Annotated in this window: 12 protein-coding genes, 1 tRNA gene and 1 pseudogene; 6 read left to right on the top strand and 8 right to left on the bottom strand. The window is 74.0% G+C overall.

Annotated features, from left to right (window positions below; all coding sequences use genetic code 11):
* Nucleotides 1-113 precede the first annotated feature (113 nt).
* Nucleotides 114-1,007 carry a S1 family peptidase gene (locus ACQP2H_RS03920; protein WP_433231113.1) on the top strand — a complete coding sequence of 298 codons (894 nt, stop codon included), beginning with the start codon at nt 114-116 and terminating at the stop codon, nt 1,005-1,007.
* A gap of 84 nt (nt 1,008-1,091) precedes the next feature.
* On the opposite strand, the gene ACQP2H_RS03915 is transcribed toward ACQP2H_RS03920, so the two are convergent.
* The 6 genes and pseudogenes from ACQP2H_RS03915 to ACQP2H_RS03890 all read right to left on the bottom strand — a co-directional run bounded on the left by ACQP2H_RS03915 (nt 1,092) and on the right by ACQP2H_RS03890 (nt 7,720).
* Nucleotides 1,092-1,168: transfer RNA gene (locus ACQP2H_RS03915), tRNA-Ala, on the bottom strand.
* Nucleotides 1,169-1,428: 260 nt separating this feature from the next.
* Nucleotides 1,429-2,240 (bottom strand): annotated as a pseudogene (gene sepX / locus ACQP2H_RS03910) (divisome protein SepX/GlpR).
* 179 nt (nt 2,241-2,419) lie between these two features.
* Complete coding sequence (locus tag ACQP2H_RS03905; protein WP_208570421.1) at nt 2,420-3,028, bottom strand: GNAT family N-acetyltransferase; 609 nt, start codon at nt 3,026-3,028, stop codon at nt 2,420-2,422.
* Nucleotides 3,029-3,113: 85 nt separating this feature from the next.
* The gene (locus tag ACQP2H_RS03900; RefSeq protein ID WP_208570391.1) at nt 3,114-4,406 is read right to left on the bottom strand and encodes a molybdopterin molybdotransferase MoeA; all 1,293 of its coding nucleotides are present in this window, start codon (nt 4,404-4,406) and stop codon (nt 3,114-3,116) included.
* Nucleotides 4,403-5,404, bottom strand: a complete 1,002-nt coding sequence (locus tag ACQP2H_RS03895; protein ID WP_219466850.1) for a UTP--glucose-1-phosphate uridylyltransferase — start codon at nt 5,402-5,404, stop codon at nt 4,403-4,405. The genes ACQP2H_RS03900 and ACQP2H_RS03895 overlap by 4 nt, the downstream gene beginning before the upstream one ends.
* 9 nt (nt 5,405-5,413) lie before the next feature.
* Nucleotides 5,414-7,720, bottom strand: coding sequence for a diguanylate cyclase (locus ACQP2H_RS03890; protein ID WP_433231109.1), 2,307 nt, complete (start codon nt 7,718-7,720; stop codon nt 5,414-5,416).
* An 85-nt stretch (nt 7,721-7,805) separates the two neighbouring features.
* Between ACQP2H_RS03890 and ACQP2H_RS03885 the strand changes: the two genes are divergently transcribed.
* From ACQP2H_RS03885 to ACQP2H_RS03875, 3 genes are all read left to right on the top strand, one after another.
* Complete coding sequence (locus tag ACQP2H_RS03885) at nt 7,806-8,471, top strand: 5-formyltetrahydrofolate cyclo-ligase (RefSeq protein WP_363823817.1); 666 nt, start codon at nt 7,806-7,808, stop codon at nt 8,469-8,471.
* Between the two features lie 411 nt (nt 8,472-8,882).
* Complete coding sequence (locus ACQP2H_RS03880; RefSeq protein ID WP_208570387.1) at nt 8,883-9,260, top strand: FmdB family zinc ribbon protein; 378 nt, start codon at nt 8,883-8,885, stop codon at nt 9,258-9,260.
* Nucleotides 9,261-9,876: 616 nt separating this feature from the next.
* Nucleotides 9,877-10,317 carry a hypothetical protein gene (locus ACQP2H_RS03875; protein WP_255597878.1) on the top strand — a complete coding sequence of 147 codons (441 nt, stop codon included), beginning with the start codon at nt 9,877-9,879 and terminating at the stop codon, nt 10,315-10,317.
* A 153-nt stretch (nt 10,318-10,470) separates the two neighbouring features.
* Here ACQP2H_RS03875 and ACQP2H_RS03870 read toward each other — a convergent pair whose 3' ends face one another.
* Entirely contained in the window at nt 10,471-10,653 is a 183-nt protein-coding gene (locus ACQP2H_RS03870; RefSeq protein WP_255599277.1) for a hypothetical protein, read from the bottom strand.
* Between the two features lie 819 nt (nt 10,654-11,472).
* Between ACQP2H_RS03870 and ACQP2H_RS03865 the strand changes: the two genes are divergently transcribed.
* On the top strand, nt 11,473-11,637 hold the full coding sequence (locus tag ACQP2H_RS03865) for a hypothetical protein (RefSeq protein WP_308291010.1): 165 nt from the start codon (nt 11,473-11,475) through the stop codon (nt 11,635-11,637).
* A 271-nt stretch (nt 11,638-11,908) separates the two neighbouring features.
* On the opposite strand, the gene ACQP2H_RS03860 is transcribed toward ACQP2H_RS03865, so the two are convergent.
* On the bottom strand, nt 11,909-12,391 hold the full coding sequence (locus tag ACQP2H_RS03860; RefSeq protein ID WP_208570420.1) for a DUF2231 domain-containing protein: 483 nt from the start codon (nt 12,389-12,391) through the stop codon (nt 11,909-11,911).
* Between the two features lie 198 nt (nt 12,392-12,589).
* On the opposite strand from ACQP2H_RS03860, the gene ACQP2H_RS03855 reads away from it, so the two are divergent.
* Entirely contained in the window at nt 12,590-13,444 is an 855-nt protein-coding gene (locus ACQP2H_RS03855) for an oxygenase MpaB family protein (protein ID WP_219466840.1), read from the top strand.
* Nucleotides 13,445-13,447: the final 3 nt, after the last annotated feature.

The raw sequence follows: 13,447 nt of genomic DNA, 5'->3' as shown, positions 1-13,447 counted from the left end.
CGGGCCCCGGCAGCACCGCGGGCGGGCCGGAATCGCTGCCGTCGCTTGAATCGGCCCCGGCATCGGCGGATGCTTAACGAATCGAACTCTACCGATCCAGAGGGAGGTGGGAGATGCGTCGTCTCTCGCTCGTCGCCCTGGCCCTGACCGTCGTCGTGCTGCCGGCGACCCCGGCCAGCGCGTACGCAGGCGGCACCGACCCGGCCGCCGTGCACCCCGGTGCCGCCGGACCGGCCGCCGCATCTCCCGGGGCCGTCGGGCCGACCGTGCAGGACGTGCGGACCGTCGGCACCGCCTGGGGACCCGACCCGGTCACCGGTCGCCTGACGCTCACCGTCGACGACACCGTCGCACCCGAGCAGGTACGCGCGCTGCGCGCCACCGCCGCGCGGGCCGGCGCGGACCTGCGCCAGGAGCCCGGCCGGCTGCGCCTGCTCATCGCCGGGGGGCAGGCCGTCTACGGCGGGGGCACCCGCTGCTCGCTCGGCGCGAACGTGCACAGCGGCAGCACCTACTACTTCCTCACCGCCGGGCACTGCACCGCCGCCGCGACGACCTGGTACGCCGACAGCGGCGGGACGACCGTGCTGGGCAGCCGGGCCGGCAGCAGCTTCCCCGGTAACGACTTCGGTCTGGTGCGCTACACCGGGAGGGTCAGCCACCCGAGCGCCGTCTACACCCATCCCGGCCTGCTCACCATCAACGGCGTCGGCACCCCGTACGTGGGTCAGGCGGTCTGCCGCAGCGGCACCACCACCGGCGTCCGGTGCGGCACGGTGACCGGCCTCAACCAGACGGTCAACTATGCCGAGGGCAGCGTGACCGGGCTGATCCGCACCAACATCTGCGCCGAGCCCGGCGACAGTGGCGGGCCGCTCTACGTCGCCGGGACCGGGCTGATCCTCGGCATCCTCTCCGGCGGCAGCGGCAACTGCACCAGCGGCGGCACCACCTTCTACCAGCCGATCGCCGAGGCGCTCGCCGTCTACGGCGTGACCATCCCCTGAGCGCCCCGGTCGGCGTCGCCCGGTCCCGGCCCACGACGATCAAGGGCGGGCCCCGAGTGGGGCCCGCCCTTGATCGAATGTTGCTGGTGGAGCTGTGGGGATTCGAACCCCAGACCCCCTCGATGCGAACGAGGTGCGCTACCAGACTGCGCCACAGCCCCTCCGCCGGATGGAACCGGCTTCGGTCCCACCCGGCTTTCACCGGGCGGGCCGGCAGCAAGACTAACAGCCCACCCGCCCCCCGGGCGAATCACCCCTCCCGCCGCGCGAACCGGCTGGTCCGCCGCACCGGTGAGCCGACGTTGGGGTATCCGAGCGCCCGGGTAGCGCCACTTCGGCCCACGTGAGTCGATCAGGAGACCCGACCAGCCCGAGCAGGGCGAGCACGTAGGGCGGGCGGGGCGGCAGGCCGGACCCGGGTTCAGCGGGGGTCGCGGCCGGACTGGTAGGGGCGGCCACGCAGGCCGCCGGAGCGGCGGTAGGACACCGAACCACCCCCGCTGGCCGCCGCCGGCAGGTCGGTCGGCCGGTCCAGGCCCATCGCCGTGCGGCGTACCGCCTCGCGTTGGGCGGCCAGGCGGCGCTGCGCCTCCCGGCGGGCCGCCGCCCGACGGGCCTGTTCGCGGCGCACCTCGGCCTGCCGGGCGGCGAGCCACGCCGCCTCCCGGGCCCGTAGCCGCCGCCGACGGCGTTCGGCCAGCGCCCGCCGCCGCAGATGTACGACGTACACGACGAGCAGGGCGGCGGTGACCGAGAAACTGATCCAGAAGCCGGGGCTGACCACGATCACGCCGACCAGCTCGACGAGGTTGAGCAGCAGCAGCGCGGCGAGCACCCGACGCCGCCGGTACACGGCCGGGGTGTGCGGCCGGGGTGGACGCCGACGGGCCTGCCGGGGGGCGGGCGGCACCGCGCGCAGCCGGCCGGAGCGGCGGGCGGACGCCGACAGGGCGGCACGACGGCCGGGGGCCGGGGCGCGGAGACCGGGGCGGCAAGGTTCCCGGTGGTGGCGTCCTCGGCGAGGGTGACGACGAGCGCCCGGGGCTGGTTGACCGGTCGCCGACCGGGGACGGTACGACGCCGCCGGCGGCGCTGGAGCACCCGCGCCGTCGACTGCGCCCGCTCCGCCACCAGCCGCTCGGTGGCGTCGTACCGACGGACCAGCGCCGGCGCGAGGGCGAGCAGGCCGGCGGCGGCGAGGACGGCGAGGAGCACCGAGGTCGGCACCCTCACCCCTCCCGTCACCGAATTTCGGGGCAACCACCGAACATCAGCAAGATCTTCCCCGAAAGATCACTCTCGACGCAGATCCTGCGGTCGGGCGGTGCTTGCCGCAGCTTGCAGTTACTTGAGGTTACGGGCCGCCGACCGGGATGCCGACGCGCCGCGCCGGATCCCGTCCGTGGGACGACTCACCCGGCCTCGTGACGCATCCGGTGCCAGCGGGCCAGCAGACCACCCTCGGCGGCCACCTCCTCGCTGGTCAGCGCGTATCCGATGTGGTCCCGCCAGACCCCGTCGATGTGCATGTAGCGCACGTGGTACGCCTCCTCGCGGAAGCCCAGCTTCTCCACCACCCGCCGGGACGGCTTGTTCTCCGGCCGGATGTTCACCTCGACCCGGTGCAGTCCACCCGGGCCGAACGCGTGGTCGACGGCGAGCGCCATCGCGGTGGGGATCACCCCACGCCCGGCCACCCGGGAGTCCACCCAGTAGCCGACGTAGCCGGAGCAGAACGCCCGCCGGACGATGTTGCCCACGTTCAGGTGCCCGACCAGCCGTTCCTGCCCGTCCTCGCGCAGGCAGACCGCGAACGGCATCCCCTCACCGCTACGCGCCGAACGCCGCTGGTCGGCGTGCACGTAACGGAACGCAGCCGGCGAGTTCGTCTCGTCCCAACTGCCTGGCAGGTGCGACTCCCAGGGCGCCAACCAGGCCCGGTTCGCCCGACGAACCGCCGACCAGGCGGTGGCGTCGGACCGCCGGTACGGTCGCAGCACCACCGGACCGTCCATCAGCATCACCGGCCACCCCGGCACCCGCCCGAACCAGCTCACCGCGCCGACCTCCCGTCCACGCCCGGGGCGACGGCCGACCCGCGCCGGCTCACCGCCGTCGGTCCAGCAACAACACGTCCACCGTGGAGCCGGCCGCCGCAGTGGTCACCCGCTCACCGAGCACCATCAGGCCGTTCGCCTCGGCCAACCCGGAGAGGGTGTACGGCCCACCGCTGAGCGGCTGCACGGTGTAGCCCCCGCCGCGCCGCTCGGCCACGTGCGCCGGCCGGAACTCGCGCAGCCCACCGGGCGACGAGATGGTCTCCAACAGGTGCGCCCGTACGCTCGGCCGGAACACCGGCTCCGCACCGGCCAGCAGCTGGATCGCCGGCCGGGCCAGCACCTCGAAGCCGATCAACGCCGCACCGGGCTCACCGGGAAGACAGACCACCGGCACCTCCTCGGCCCCGACGGTACCGAACCCGAGGGCCGTGCCGGGGTACAGCGCCACATCGGTGAACGTCACCGGCCCGGCCCGGCCGCCCTCCCGGCGGGACAGGATCCGCCGGACCATGTCACCGGGGCCGGTGCCGGTGCCGCCGGTGGTGATGATCAGATCGGCCCGCAGGGTCTGGTCCTCCAGGAGGCCACGCAGCCCCTCCGGGTCGTCGTCGCAGATCCCCACCCGGTACGCCAACGCGCCCACCTCGGCGGCGGCGGCGGTCAACGCGTGCGAGTTGGCGTCCACCACCTGACCGGGCTGGCTGCCCCGGCCCACGTCGACGAGTTCGTCGCCGGTGGCCACGATCACCACCCGGGGGCTGGGCCGGACCACCACGTGTCCGATGCCGGTGGCGGCGAACACGGCCACCAACGCCGGGGCGACGTACGTGCCGGCGCGGGCGAGGACGGTACCGGCGGGCAACTCCTCACCGGCACGACGGACACCGTACCCCCGCTTGGGGGTACGGAAGATCTCCACCGCCGCCATGCCCTGGTCGGTCCACTCCACCGGCACCACCACGTCGGCGGCGATCGGCATCGGCGCACCGGCCGCCACCGAGAAACACGAGCCGGGGGTCAGCCGGACCGGCCGCCAACTCGCCGCGCCCAGGTCGCCGACCACGTTGAGCCGCACCGCCCGGCCCGGTCCCTGCGTGGGGATCGGGCCGTACCCGACGAGGTCCTCCCAGCGCGCGGCGTACCCGTCCACCGCCGCCTGGTCGAAGGCGGGGAACGAGTGCGGGGCGACGACGTCCGAGGCGAGGACGTTGCCGTACGCCTGGGTGAGGTCGAGGTCGAGCGGGGGCAGCGCGCGCAACCTGCGCAGCACGCTGCCCAGGTAGTCGGCGAGCGGCGTCAACTCGTTCGCGGCCGCCTCGGCGTCGGCCGTCGAGGTCATGTACCGGAGCCGCCCGCCGTGTCGCGTACCCCGTTGATGATCGCCGCGGTGACCGTCTCGTCGCCGTTGTTGACGAACTCGGTCAGCCAGGCGCGGAACTCGGCGCCGAGGTCCTCCCGCTCGACGGCGATCTGCACGACTGTCTGGAGGTAGCCCAGCGGCATGCCGGTGTCGTAGCGGGTGCCCCGGTAGACGATCGCGTGCACCGGCACCCCCTCGCTGCGCAGCAGTTCCATCGCGTCGGTCAGCTGGATCTCCCCGCCGCTGCCCGGTTCGGTACGCCGGATCGCGTCGAAGATCCGCCCCGGCAGGACGTACCGGCCGAGGACGGCGAGGTTGCTCGGGGCGTCCTCCGGCTGGGGCTTCTCCACCATGCCGGTGACCCGGACGACCTCTCCGATGTCGGTCAGCTCCGCTTCGGCCGGTTCGACCGAGGCGATGCCGTACCGCTTGGTCTCGGCCGGGTCGACCTCGAAGAACGCCAGCACCACCCCGCCGGTACGGGCCTGGAGCTCCAACATGGCCGGCAGCAGCGGCTCCGACGGCTTGACGAACTCGTCACCGAGGAGCACCGCGAAGGGCTGGTCGCCGACGTGCGACTCGGCGTACCCGACGGCGTGGCCGAGGCCGAGCTGCTCCGGCTGCCGGCAGGTGTAGATCTCGGCCAGCTCGCTGGGGCGCTTGACCGCGGCGAGCCGCTCGGCGTCGCCCTTGGCCTCCAGCCGGGCCTCCAGGTCGGGGCGACGGTCGAAGTGGTCCACCATCGACGTCTTGCCGCGACCGGTGATCAGCAGCACGTCACCGATGCCGGCCTGGGCGGCTTCCTCGACGATGTACTGGAGCACCGGTCGGTCGATCACCGGTAGCAGCTCCTTGGGCACCGCCTTCGTGGCCGGCAGGAACCGGGTGGCCAGGCCGGCGGCCGGGATCACGGCCTTGACCGCGCGGGCGCGACCGGTCGCGGCGGTCGTTGAGGGGTTCGCTGAGTGCTCCGACATGCCGCGAGACTATCGGCCACGGCTCTGCCGCGGCGGGTGAGGACCGGAAGACGCGCCGCCCGGCTGCGTCACACCGGGAGCACCGACGGCGTGCCGACCGGCCGGCCCACCGGTCGACCCGTCGGCAGGTAGGTCGATCGACCCGTCGGTCGGCAGGTCGTCGCCGGCTACCCGGTCGGTGGGCGGCCGGTGGGCGGGTGGCCGGGTGGCGCTGGTCGGCCCGACGGGCGGACCGGCCCGGGGCAGGCCGTCGTCCGGGCTGGTCGCCCCCGCCGGTACGGCGATCTCCTCGACCGCACCGTCGGCTGCCGGCGTCGGTCGGGGCCGCGCCGTCGCCACCCGGTAGCCGTCACGGCCGGCGCCCTTGGCCGCGTACAACGCCTCGTCGGCGGCGTCCAGCACCTCCGCGCCGGTGCAGGCGTGGTCGGGATAGACGGCGATGCCGATCGAGACCGACACCGCGATCGTGGTCGGGACACCCGCGTGGCCGGCGACCACGACCGGGGCCTCCCGCACCGCCGCGCCCAACCGCTCGGCGACGGTCGCCGCGCCCCGGGCGTCGGTCTCCGGCAGCAGCACCACGAACTCCTCACCGCCCTGCCGGAAGGCCAGGTCCACCTCGCGGATCTCGCCCCGGACCCGGCGGGCGAACTCGGCGAGCACGGCGTCCCCGGCGGCGTGCCCGTAACTGTCGTTGACGATCTTGAACCGGTCCAGGTCGAGGACGAGGATGCTGAGCATCCGGCCGAACCGGCTGGCCCGCTCCACCTCCCGGCGCAGCGACTCACGCAGGTACCGGTAGTTCCACAGCCCGGTCAGCGGGTCGGTCAACGACAACCGCTGCGCCTCCTCGTGCACCCGGACGTTCTCCACCGCCACCGCCGCGTGCCCGGCGAAGGTCCGCAGGGTCGCCAGGTCGTCGTCGTCGAACTCGCCGACGCCCAACCGGTCGTAGAGGACCAGCACCCCGACCGCCGGGTCCCGGCCGGCGGCGTCCCCACCGGGTGCGGTGAACGGCACCGCCACGTACGTCTCGCACCACGGTTCGCCGGTCGGCGTCGGGCCCGACGGGACCCGGCCCCGCTGCGGTTCACCCGTGGCGGCGACCGCACCGACCACCCCCGTGCCCACCGGCACCCGCAACTCCTCCGGCTCGGTGCCCGGTGGGCAACGCCCGGCCAGCCCTTCCGCGCACTGCCCGACGAGCACCCCGGCGTCGTCGACCAGCAGCACCGCCCCGGCCCGCGCCCCGGTCGCCGCGATCGCGCTGTGCAGGATCACCCGCAGGATGCGTTGCAGGTCGTGGGTGCTGGCCAGGGTGTCCCCGAGCACCCTCAGGTGCCCCCGCAACTGGTCCCGGCTGCTGGTCAGCGCAGCCACGTACCCGGCGGTCTCCCGGATCATCCGGTTGAACGCGGCGGCGAGCCCGCCGATCTCGTCCCGGCTGCGCACCGGCACCCGGGCGGTCAGGTCACCCCGGGCGACCCGGTCCACCGCACCGGCCAACTCCACCAACGGCCGGGTGGTGACCCGGGCCAGCCGCCACGCCGTCAGCACCGCCACCACCACGGCGAGCAGCACCGCCCCGACCAGTGCCGCCGGCAGGCCCGACGGTCGCTCCCCGGCCACGGAAAGGACCAGAGGCAACGGCTGCCCCGGGGCCGGCCCGAGCCGCCGCACGTACCGGCCGTCCCGGGTCGCGGTGACCCGGTCACCATCGAGGGTGCCGGCCGCGGCGAGCACCGCGTCGCGTACCCGACGGGTCTCGGTGGTGTGGGTGATCCGGTCGGGGCCGGCGGTGTCGTCGAGGAGGGTGACCGCGACGCCGGTCGCGGCGGCCAGCCGGGCCACGAACGCCGGGTCGACCACCTCGGCGGCGGCCACCGCGCCGAGCGGCGTGCCCGCCGGGTCACGCAGGTCCACCTGGGCGCTCAGCGCCCGGACCGGTCCGCCGGTGCGGACGCCCGCGCAGTCCTGCCACGGAGTCGCCGGCCCACCCGGGGTGGCGTACGTGGTGCCACCGGTCACGTCGGTGACCAGCACGGCGGTGGCCAACCCCCGGCTGACCACCTGACCGGCCGCGCCCGCCCGGGTCGCCGGGTCGGGGCGCAGGGCCACCGCGTCGGCGGCGGCCCGCAACTGCTGGCACAACGCGTCGATCGAGGTACGCACGGCGGACGCGGCCAGGCCGAGCCGTTCGGTGGACCGGGTGCGGTCCACCGTCGACAGGGTGGTGCCGACGAAGACCGCGCCGAGCAGCACGGGACCGAGCACCACCGTGAGGAAGGCCGCCGTCAACCGCCCGCGTAGCGTCAACGCTGTCCCCCCGGAAGTTCCAGGCCCGTTCCTGCGATGCTGACACAGAGCGACCACATTGACAGCGTTGCGTCAGGAGTGTTGCGTGCCCGATTTTTCTGATGAAGCGGAAGCCCTCCACGCGGCCAAACGCGAGACACGCGCCGTGCTGCTCGCCCACCGCCGGGCGCTCACCGCAGCCCACCGCTCCGCCGCCGCGACGCGCGTCCAAGCCGAACTGACCGCGCTGGTACGCCGCCTGCGGCCGGCCACGATGACCGGGTACGTGCCGGTCGGCTCCGAGCCGGGCGGCCCCGACCTGCCCGAGGTGCTCCGGGCCGCGCTGCCGGCCGGGGCGGAGCTGCTGCTGCCCGTGCTCCGCGACGACCTCGACCTGGACTGGGCCCCGTACGCCGGACCGGGCACCCTGGTCGCCGCCGGCCGGGGGATGCGCGAGCCGCACGGACCCCGGCGGGGCCGGACGGCGATCGTCGGAGCATCCCTGGTGGTGGTGCCCGCCCTGGCGGTGGACCGGCACGGCCTACGGCTGGGCCGGGGCGGCGGCTCCTACGACCGGGCGCTGGCCCGGGTACCGGCGGCCACCATGACCGTGGCGCTGCTGCACGACGGTGAACTGCTCCCGGTGCTGCCCGCCCAGCCACACGACCGGCCGGTGCGGGCGGCTCTCACCCCGTCGGAAGGTCTGCGCCTGCTCACCCGGGACGGGATTGCGCTGACGGCGTCGGGCTCCGCTGATGCTGCGGTCGGCTGACGGCGTCGGGCCCCGCTTCGGCTGACGGCGTCGGGCTCCGTGGTGGCACGGTGCGCTGACGACGTCGGACTCCGCTGATTCTGCGGTCCGGTGACGGCGTCGGGCTCTGCGGCGGCGCGGTGCAGTGACGACGTCGGACTTCGCTGGTGGCGCCCTGCCGACGGCGGGCGGTGCGCCGACGGCGGGCGGTGCGCCGACGGCGGGCGGTGCGCCGACGGCGTCGAACTTCGCCGGTGGTGGGGTGCGGACCCGGCTCGCCGAGGTCCGGTTCGCGCCTGCTCCCCCGCTGGTCCGGACCTCCCGGCGGGTGGGTGACGATCACGTCCGCTGGACGAACCCGGGTCCGATGACGCACCATTGGCACTCGAATACGTCGAGTGCCAATCGGCTGAACCAGATCCGGAGGAGAACGTGCCCACGTACCAGTACGCCTGCACCGCGTGCGGCCACCAGCTCGAGGCGGTGCAGTCGTTCTCCGACGAGCCGCTGACCGAGTGCCCCGCGTGCGAGGGGCGGCTGCGCAAGGTCTTCAACTCGGTCGGGGTCGTGTTCAAGGGCTCCGGCTTCTACCGCACCGACTCCCGGGCGGCGGGCACCGAGGGCAAGGGCGGCACGACGAAGCCGGCGAAGTCGGAGGGCACCTCTTCCGGTGGCGACTCCTCGGGCTCCGGCTCGTCGTCGACCTCGGGCGGTTCCTCGACCCCCAACTCGTCCTCCTCGTCCACCACCTCCGGCCCGTCGGGCTCGACCAGTTCCACCAAGCCCGCCCCCACCACCACGACCTCCTGACCCCCTCCCCCACCGCCCCACCCCGCCCCCGCGATCAAGAGCTTTGCGTCACGTTGACGCAGTGATCAAGAGATTTGCGTCAAGTTGATCGCGGTATTTGACGCAAACCTCTTGATCACGCCACTTGTGGGTGGGTGGGTGGACGGGCGGGGGTGGGGGGACGGGGGTGGGGGGACGGGTGGGGGTGGGGTTTTCCACAGGCGGGGTGTTGTCCACAGGGCGTGGGTGAGGGGGCGTGGGGTTTGGGTGGGTGCGACATAGCCTGCTGGGCCGGGGGGTGCCGCCAGGGCATCCGGTGAGCGGCAGAGGGTGTTGCATGGTGACCGGTGCGGTCGATGGAGAAGGCTCGCTGCGAGCATTCCGCTGGCCGCGTCGCCCCGGTGGGGGGACCATGTTGCGGGCGGCCTTGGTGGCGGTCCTGCTGGGGCTGGCGGTGATCGTCATGGACACCCCGGCTGGCTGTTCCACCGGTGCCCCACCACCTGCCGTCGCCCTCGGCCCGGCGGGACCTCCCATGGGGAGGCCCCATGCCACAGATCCCGCCACCGGCAGGCCCAGCGCGGCCGGACCTCCCGCCGGCACATTCAACGCGGCGGGATGTCCGGACCCACCGACCGTGGCCGGGCCCGCCGTCGGCGGCCAGTCCGGCCAGCCGCACCATCGGACGGTACGACCGGGCGTCAGCGGGGCCGGCGTCCCCGACGGGGTGGGCGACCCCCGGTCCGGTACGCAGGAGACCGGAAGGCCCGCCGAGGAAGGCACCCCGACTGCCGTACCGCTGCCGAGCGGCTTCGTGGGAGTGCCCGTCCGCCTGGCCGAACCGGCCGCCCTCGCGGTCCTGCGCCCCGGTGCACGGGTCGACCTGCTCGTGCTGCCGGCCGGGCGCAGCGCTGGAGCACCTGTTCTGCTGGCGGCCGACGCCCTGGTCCTCGACGTGGTGGGCGCCGGGGCCGGGGACGGCTCGTCTGCGCTCTACCTGGCCGTACGCCCCGATCAGGCGCAACGGTCCGTCGGTCAGCCGGAAGGGAGCCGCTTCAGCGTCGTCATCCGAGGATGATCCACTCCTGCGGCGAGGTCTTCGGCAAGGTCGTCGTCGACCACACCGCCTGACCGCCAGACTGCGGGCCGAGACAGCGATATCGCGCCCATCCGGAACCGCATTGTCGCCACCCTGGAGTGGATGTTGCGGCCCACCGGCGGCCGACGATGGTCAACTCCAGTGTGGGGGGCGCTCGGCGAGCAACCAGTCGTCGTTGCCGTCCCGGCGCTCACCCCACCCGAAGTCGGTGTCGTCGGCGGTCTGCTCAGGCAGCACCACGAAGTCGTCGCTGAGGTCGACCGCGCGGTCGTCATCGCCGGGCACACCGCCGCCGGCCAGATCCTCGGTGCTCACGAGCGGCAAGGTTACTCCTCAGACCGCCCACTTCCCGCACACCACCGCGGCGGCCAACTGCCGGGTCTCCCCGGCAAGGGTCCGCCGCGTCTGGCCCTCACGTTGGTAGCGTCGGATGGCGTGACGACCCCCAGCGGTGCCAGCCCCGACGACGAATACTGGCGACGCCCACCCGCACAGCCGCCCACCCCCGCACCCGCCGGGCCGACACCCCCGACCCGCCAGCCTCACCCGAGCACCATCCCCGGCGGAACGGGTGCCCCGCACCACCTTGACGGATCTCCCACCACCGGGGTTGACGCGGCCCCTGAGGCCGGGGCCGAAACCAGGGCCGAGACCAGAACCAGTGCCGGAACCGAACAAAGGGCCGGAACCGAACACGGGGCCGGAACCGAACACGGGGCCGGGAGCGAACAAAGGGGCGCGACCGAACAAGAGGCCCGGACGGGAGGAGGTGCCGGGACCGGAACTCGTGCCGCAGAGGAGGCCGGGGCAGAGAGCGGGGTCGCGACCGGCGCGGGTACCGGGGGTGCTGCGGAAGCGGAAGGTGGGGCGACGCACCAGCCTTCGCCCTGGGCCAGCCCGGTCGACGCGCCGGCACCCGGCCTGCCGTCCGGTCGACCCGCCAGCCCACCGGCCGGCCCGCCGTCCGGTGAGCCGGCCGCGCCGCCGAGGGTGGGTACGTCGATCCCCGGAACGGTCCCGACCACTCCCTGGACGGGCAGTACCGCACCGGGGACGAGTTCGGCCTGGTCGGGGCGGGGTGGTTACCACGGGCCGCCGCCCACCACGCCACCGCCGCCGGGCTGGCGTCCCCCGGTGCACCTGGAAGCGACTCCCGCCCGCACCCTGCCGGCGCAGGACATGGAGGCGATGGACGCGGCAGAGCAACGGGCGCAGCGGGTCACCTGGAGCGTCGGCGCGGTCATCGGCACCGTGTTGCTACTGCTGCTCTGTCTGCTCTGCTCCCGGGCACTGTTCTGAACACCCGCCGAACACTCCCGAACGCCATCCGGCGCACACGCCGAAGGCGCTGCCCGGCCCACGCGCCGACCGACCAGGCCAACCAGGCCGACCAGGCCGACCGGTCAGCACGAACAAGACCGCTCAGCACCCGGACAACCGGTCAGCAGGCGGACAACCGACCGGGCCCGACCGGGCAGCCAGGCCGAACGGGCCCGACCGGGCCGCCATGCCGACCGGGCCGCCATGCTGCCGGGCAGCCAGGCCGACCGGTCAGCACGCAGGCGACTGGTCAGAACGTGTTGCTCCACACCGAGGCGGCACCGCTGTCCCCGGTGAGATAGACGTAGACGAGCGCGAACACCGACAGCACCACGACGATCGCGGTGAGGACCCAGGGTGCCCAGCCGGGCAGGTTCGGGGTACGCACCCGACTGCTGGTCACCGCCAGCAGCAGCAGCGCCGCCACGGCCAGCCCGATGGTGAACCACTGCAGCGTCTCGCCGTACTCGGAATGTTCGTGGATCTTGGCGAGTAGCTCGGGCGAGTAGCCCTTCGCCCGCAGCGCCTCCTCGAACGCCTCCCCCGATTCGGTCGCCACCCAGGCGAGGACCGGGGTGATCACGGCCAGGATGGCCACCGCCCAGTCGAGGCGGGGCCGCCAGCGCGGCATCAGCCCGTAGGCGCTGGCCAGCAGCGCGAGTAGTGGGACGAAGACGACCACGGCATGGACCACCAGGACGTGACCTGGCAGACCGTTGATCTCCTTGAACACCGACACCTCCGAGCGTGGAATGCGGGTTGCGGCAGACAGCGTACGTCGAGCCTGGTGTCGCAGCGTCTCGCCGTACGCGTACACGCGGTGGCGGAGGTTCCGGTTCACCGCGTCCCGGCCCGTCCCGCACCCGCTGGTTCCGGGCGAGGGTCACGACGACGGACGGCGGTACCTCGTCGAGCGTGGCACTGTTGACGGGTGGACACCGACGATCTCGGCCTCTTCGGTCCCGGTTCGGTCACCTGGAAGGTGCACGACGAACCGATCCTGATCGTCGCCGGCCTGCGCTCCCTCTATCTTCAGACCCTGCACCCCCGGGCGATGGCCGGGGTGGCCCAGAACAGCAACTACCGGTCGGACGCCTGGGGGCGGCTGGTCCGCACCGGCACGTACATCGACACGGTGAACTACGGCACCACCGCCGAGGCCGAGGCGGCCGGCCGGCGGTTGCGGGCCCTGCATGCCCGGCTGCGCGCCACCGACCCGTTCACCGGCGAGCGGTTCCGGATCGACGAGCCGGATCTGCTGCGCTGGGTGCACGTCACCGGGGCCGAGTCGTTCGTCGGCACCGCCCGCCGGGCCGGTCTGTCGCTGACCGATGCCGAGGTGGACGGATATTACGCCGAGCAGCGGCGGGCCGCCGCACTTGTCGGGCTCGACCCGGCCGGGGTGCCCGGCAGCGCCGCCGAGGTGGCCGACTACTACCGGGCGGTCCGGCCCGAGCTGCGGATGACCAGGGAGGCGGCGGAGACCGCGCTGTTCCTGACCGCCCCGCCGATCCCGTGGAAGCTGAGCCGGCCGGCCCGCCTCGGGTTGAGCCTGGGGCCGCCACGCTGGGCGTACTTCGGGGTGGCCGGCACGGCGCTCGGGCTGCTGCCACCGTGGGCGCTGCGACTCTACGGCGGGCTGGGACTGCCCACCACCGCGCTGTCGGCCGACCTGAGCGTCCGGACGCTGCGACTGGCCCTGGCGGCGTTGCCCCGCAACTGGCGGGAGAGCCCGATCCAGCAGGCGGCGAAGGACCGTGCCGCCCGTCTCACCGCCGCCGCCTGACCA

The organism is Micromonospora sp. CA-248260 (assembly GCF_050942205.1).
GTDB classification, from domain to species: domain Bacteria; phylum Actinomycetota; class Actinomycetes; order Mycobacteriales; family Micromonosporaceae; genus Micromonospora; species Micromonospora antibiotica.
The sequence above is the reverse complement of the archived record's forward strand: the minus strand, read 5'-3'. Positions and strand labels throughout refer to the sequence as shown.

Bases quoted from the DNA above. Each gene is read 5' to 3' on its own strand.
- ACQP2H_RS03900 (WP_208570391.1), bottom strand. From the start codon at position 4,406: ATGACCTCGACGGCCGACGCCGAGGCGGCCGCGAACGAGTTGACGCCG.
- ACQP2H_RS03905 (WP_208570421.1), bottom strand. From the start codon at position 3,028: ATGCTGATGGACGGTCCGGTGGTGCTGCGACCGTACCGGCGGTCCGAC.
- ACQP2H_RS03920 (WP_433231113.1), top strand. From the start codon at position 114: ATGCGTCGTCTCTCGCTCGTCGCCCTGGCCCTGACCGTCGTCGTGCTG.
- ACQP2H_RS03895 (WP_219466850.1), bottom strand. From the start codon at position 5,404: ATGTCGGAGCACTCAGCGAACCCCTCAACGACCGCCGCGACCGGTCGC.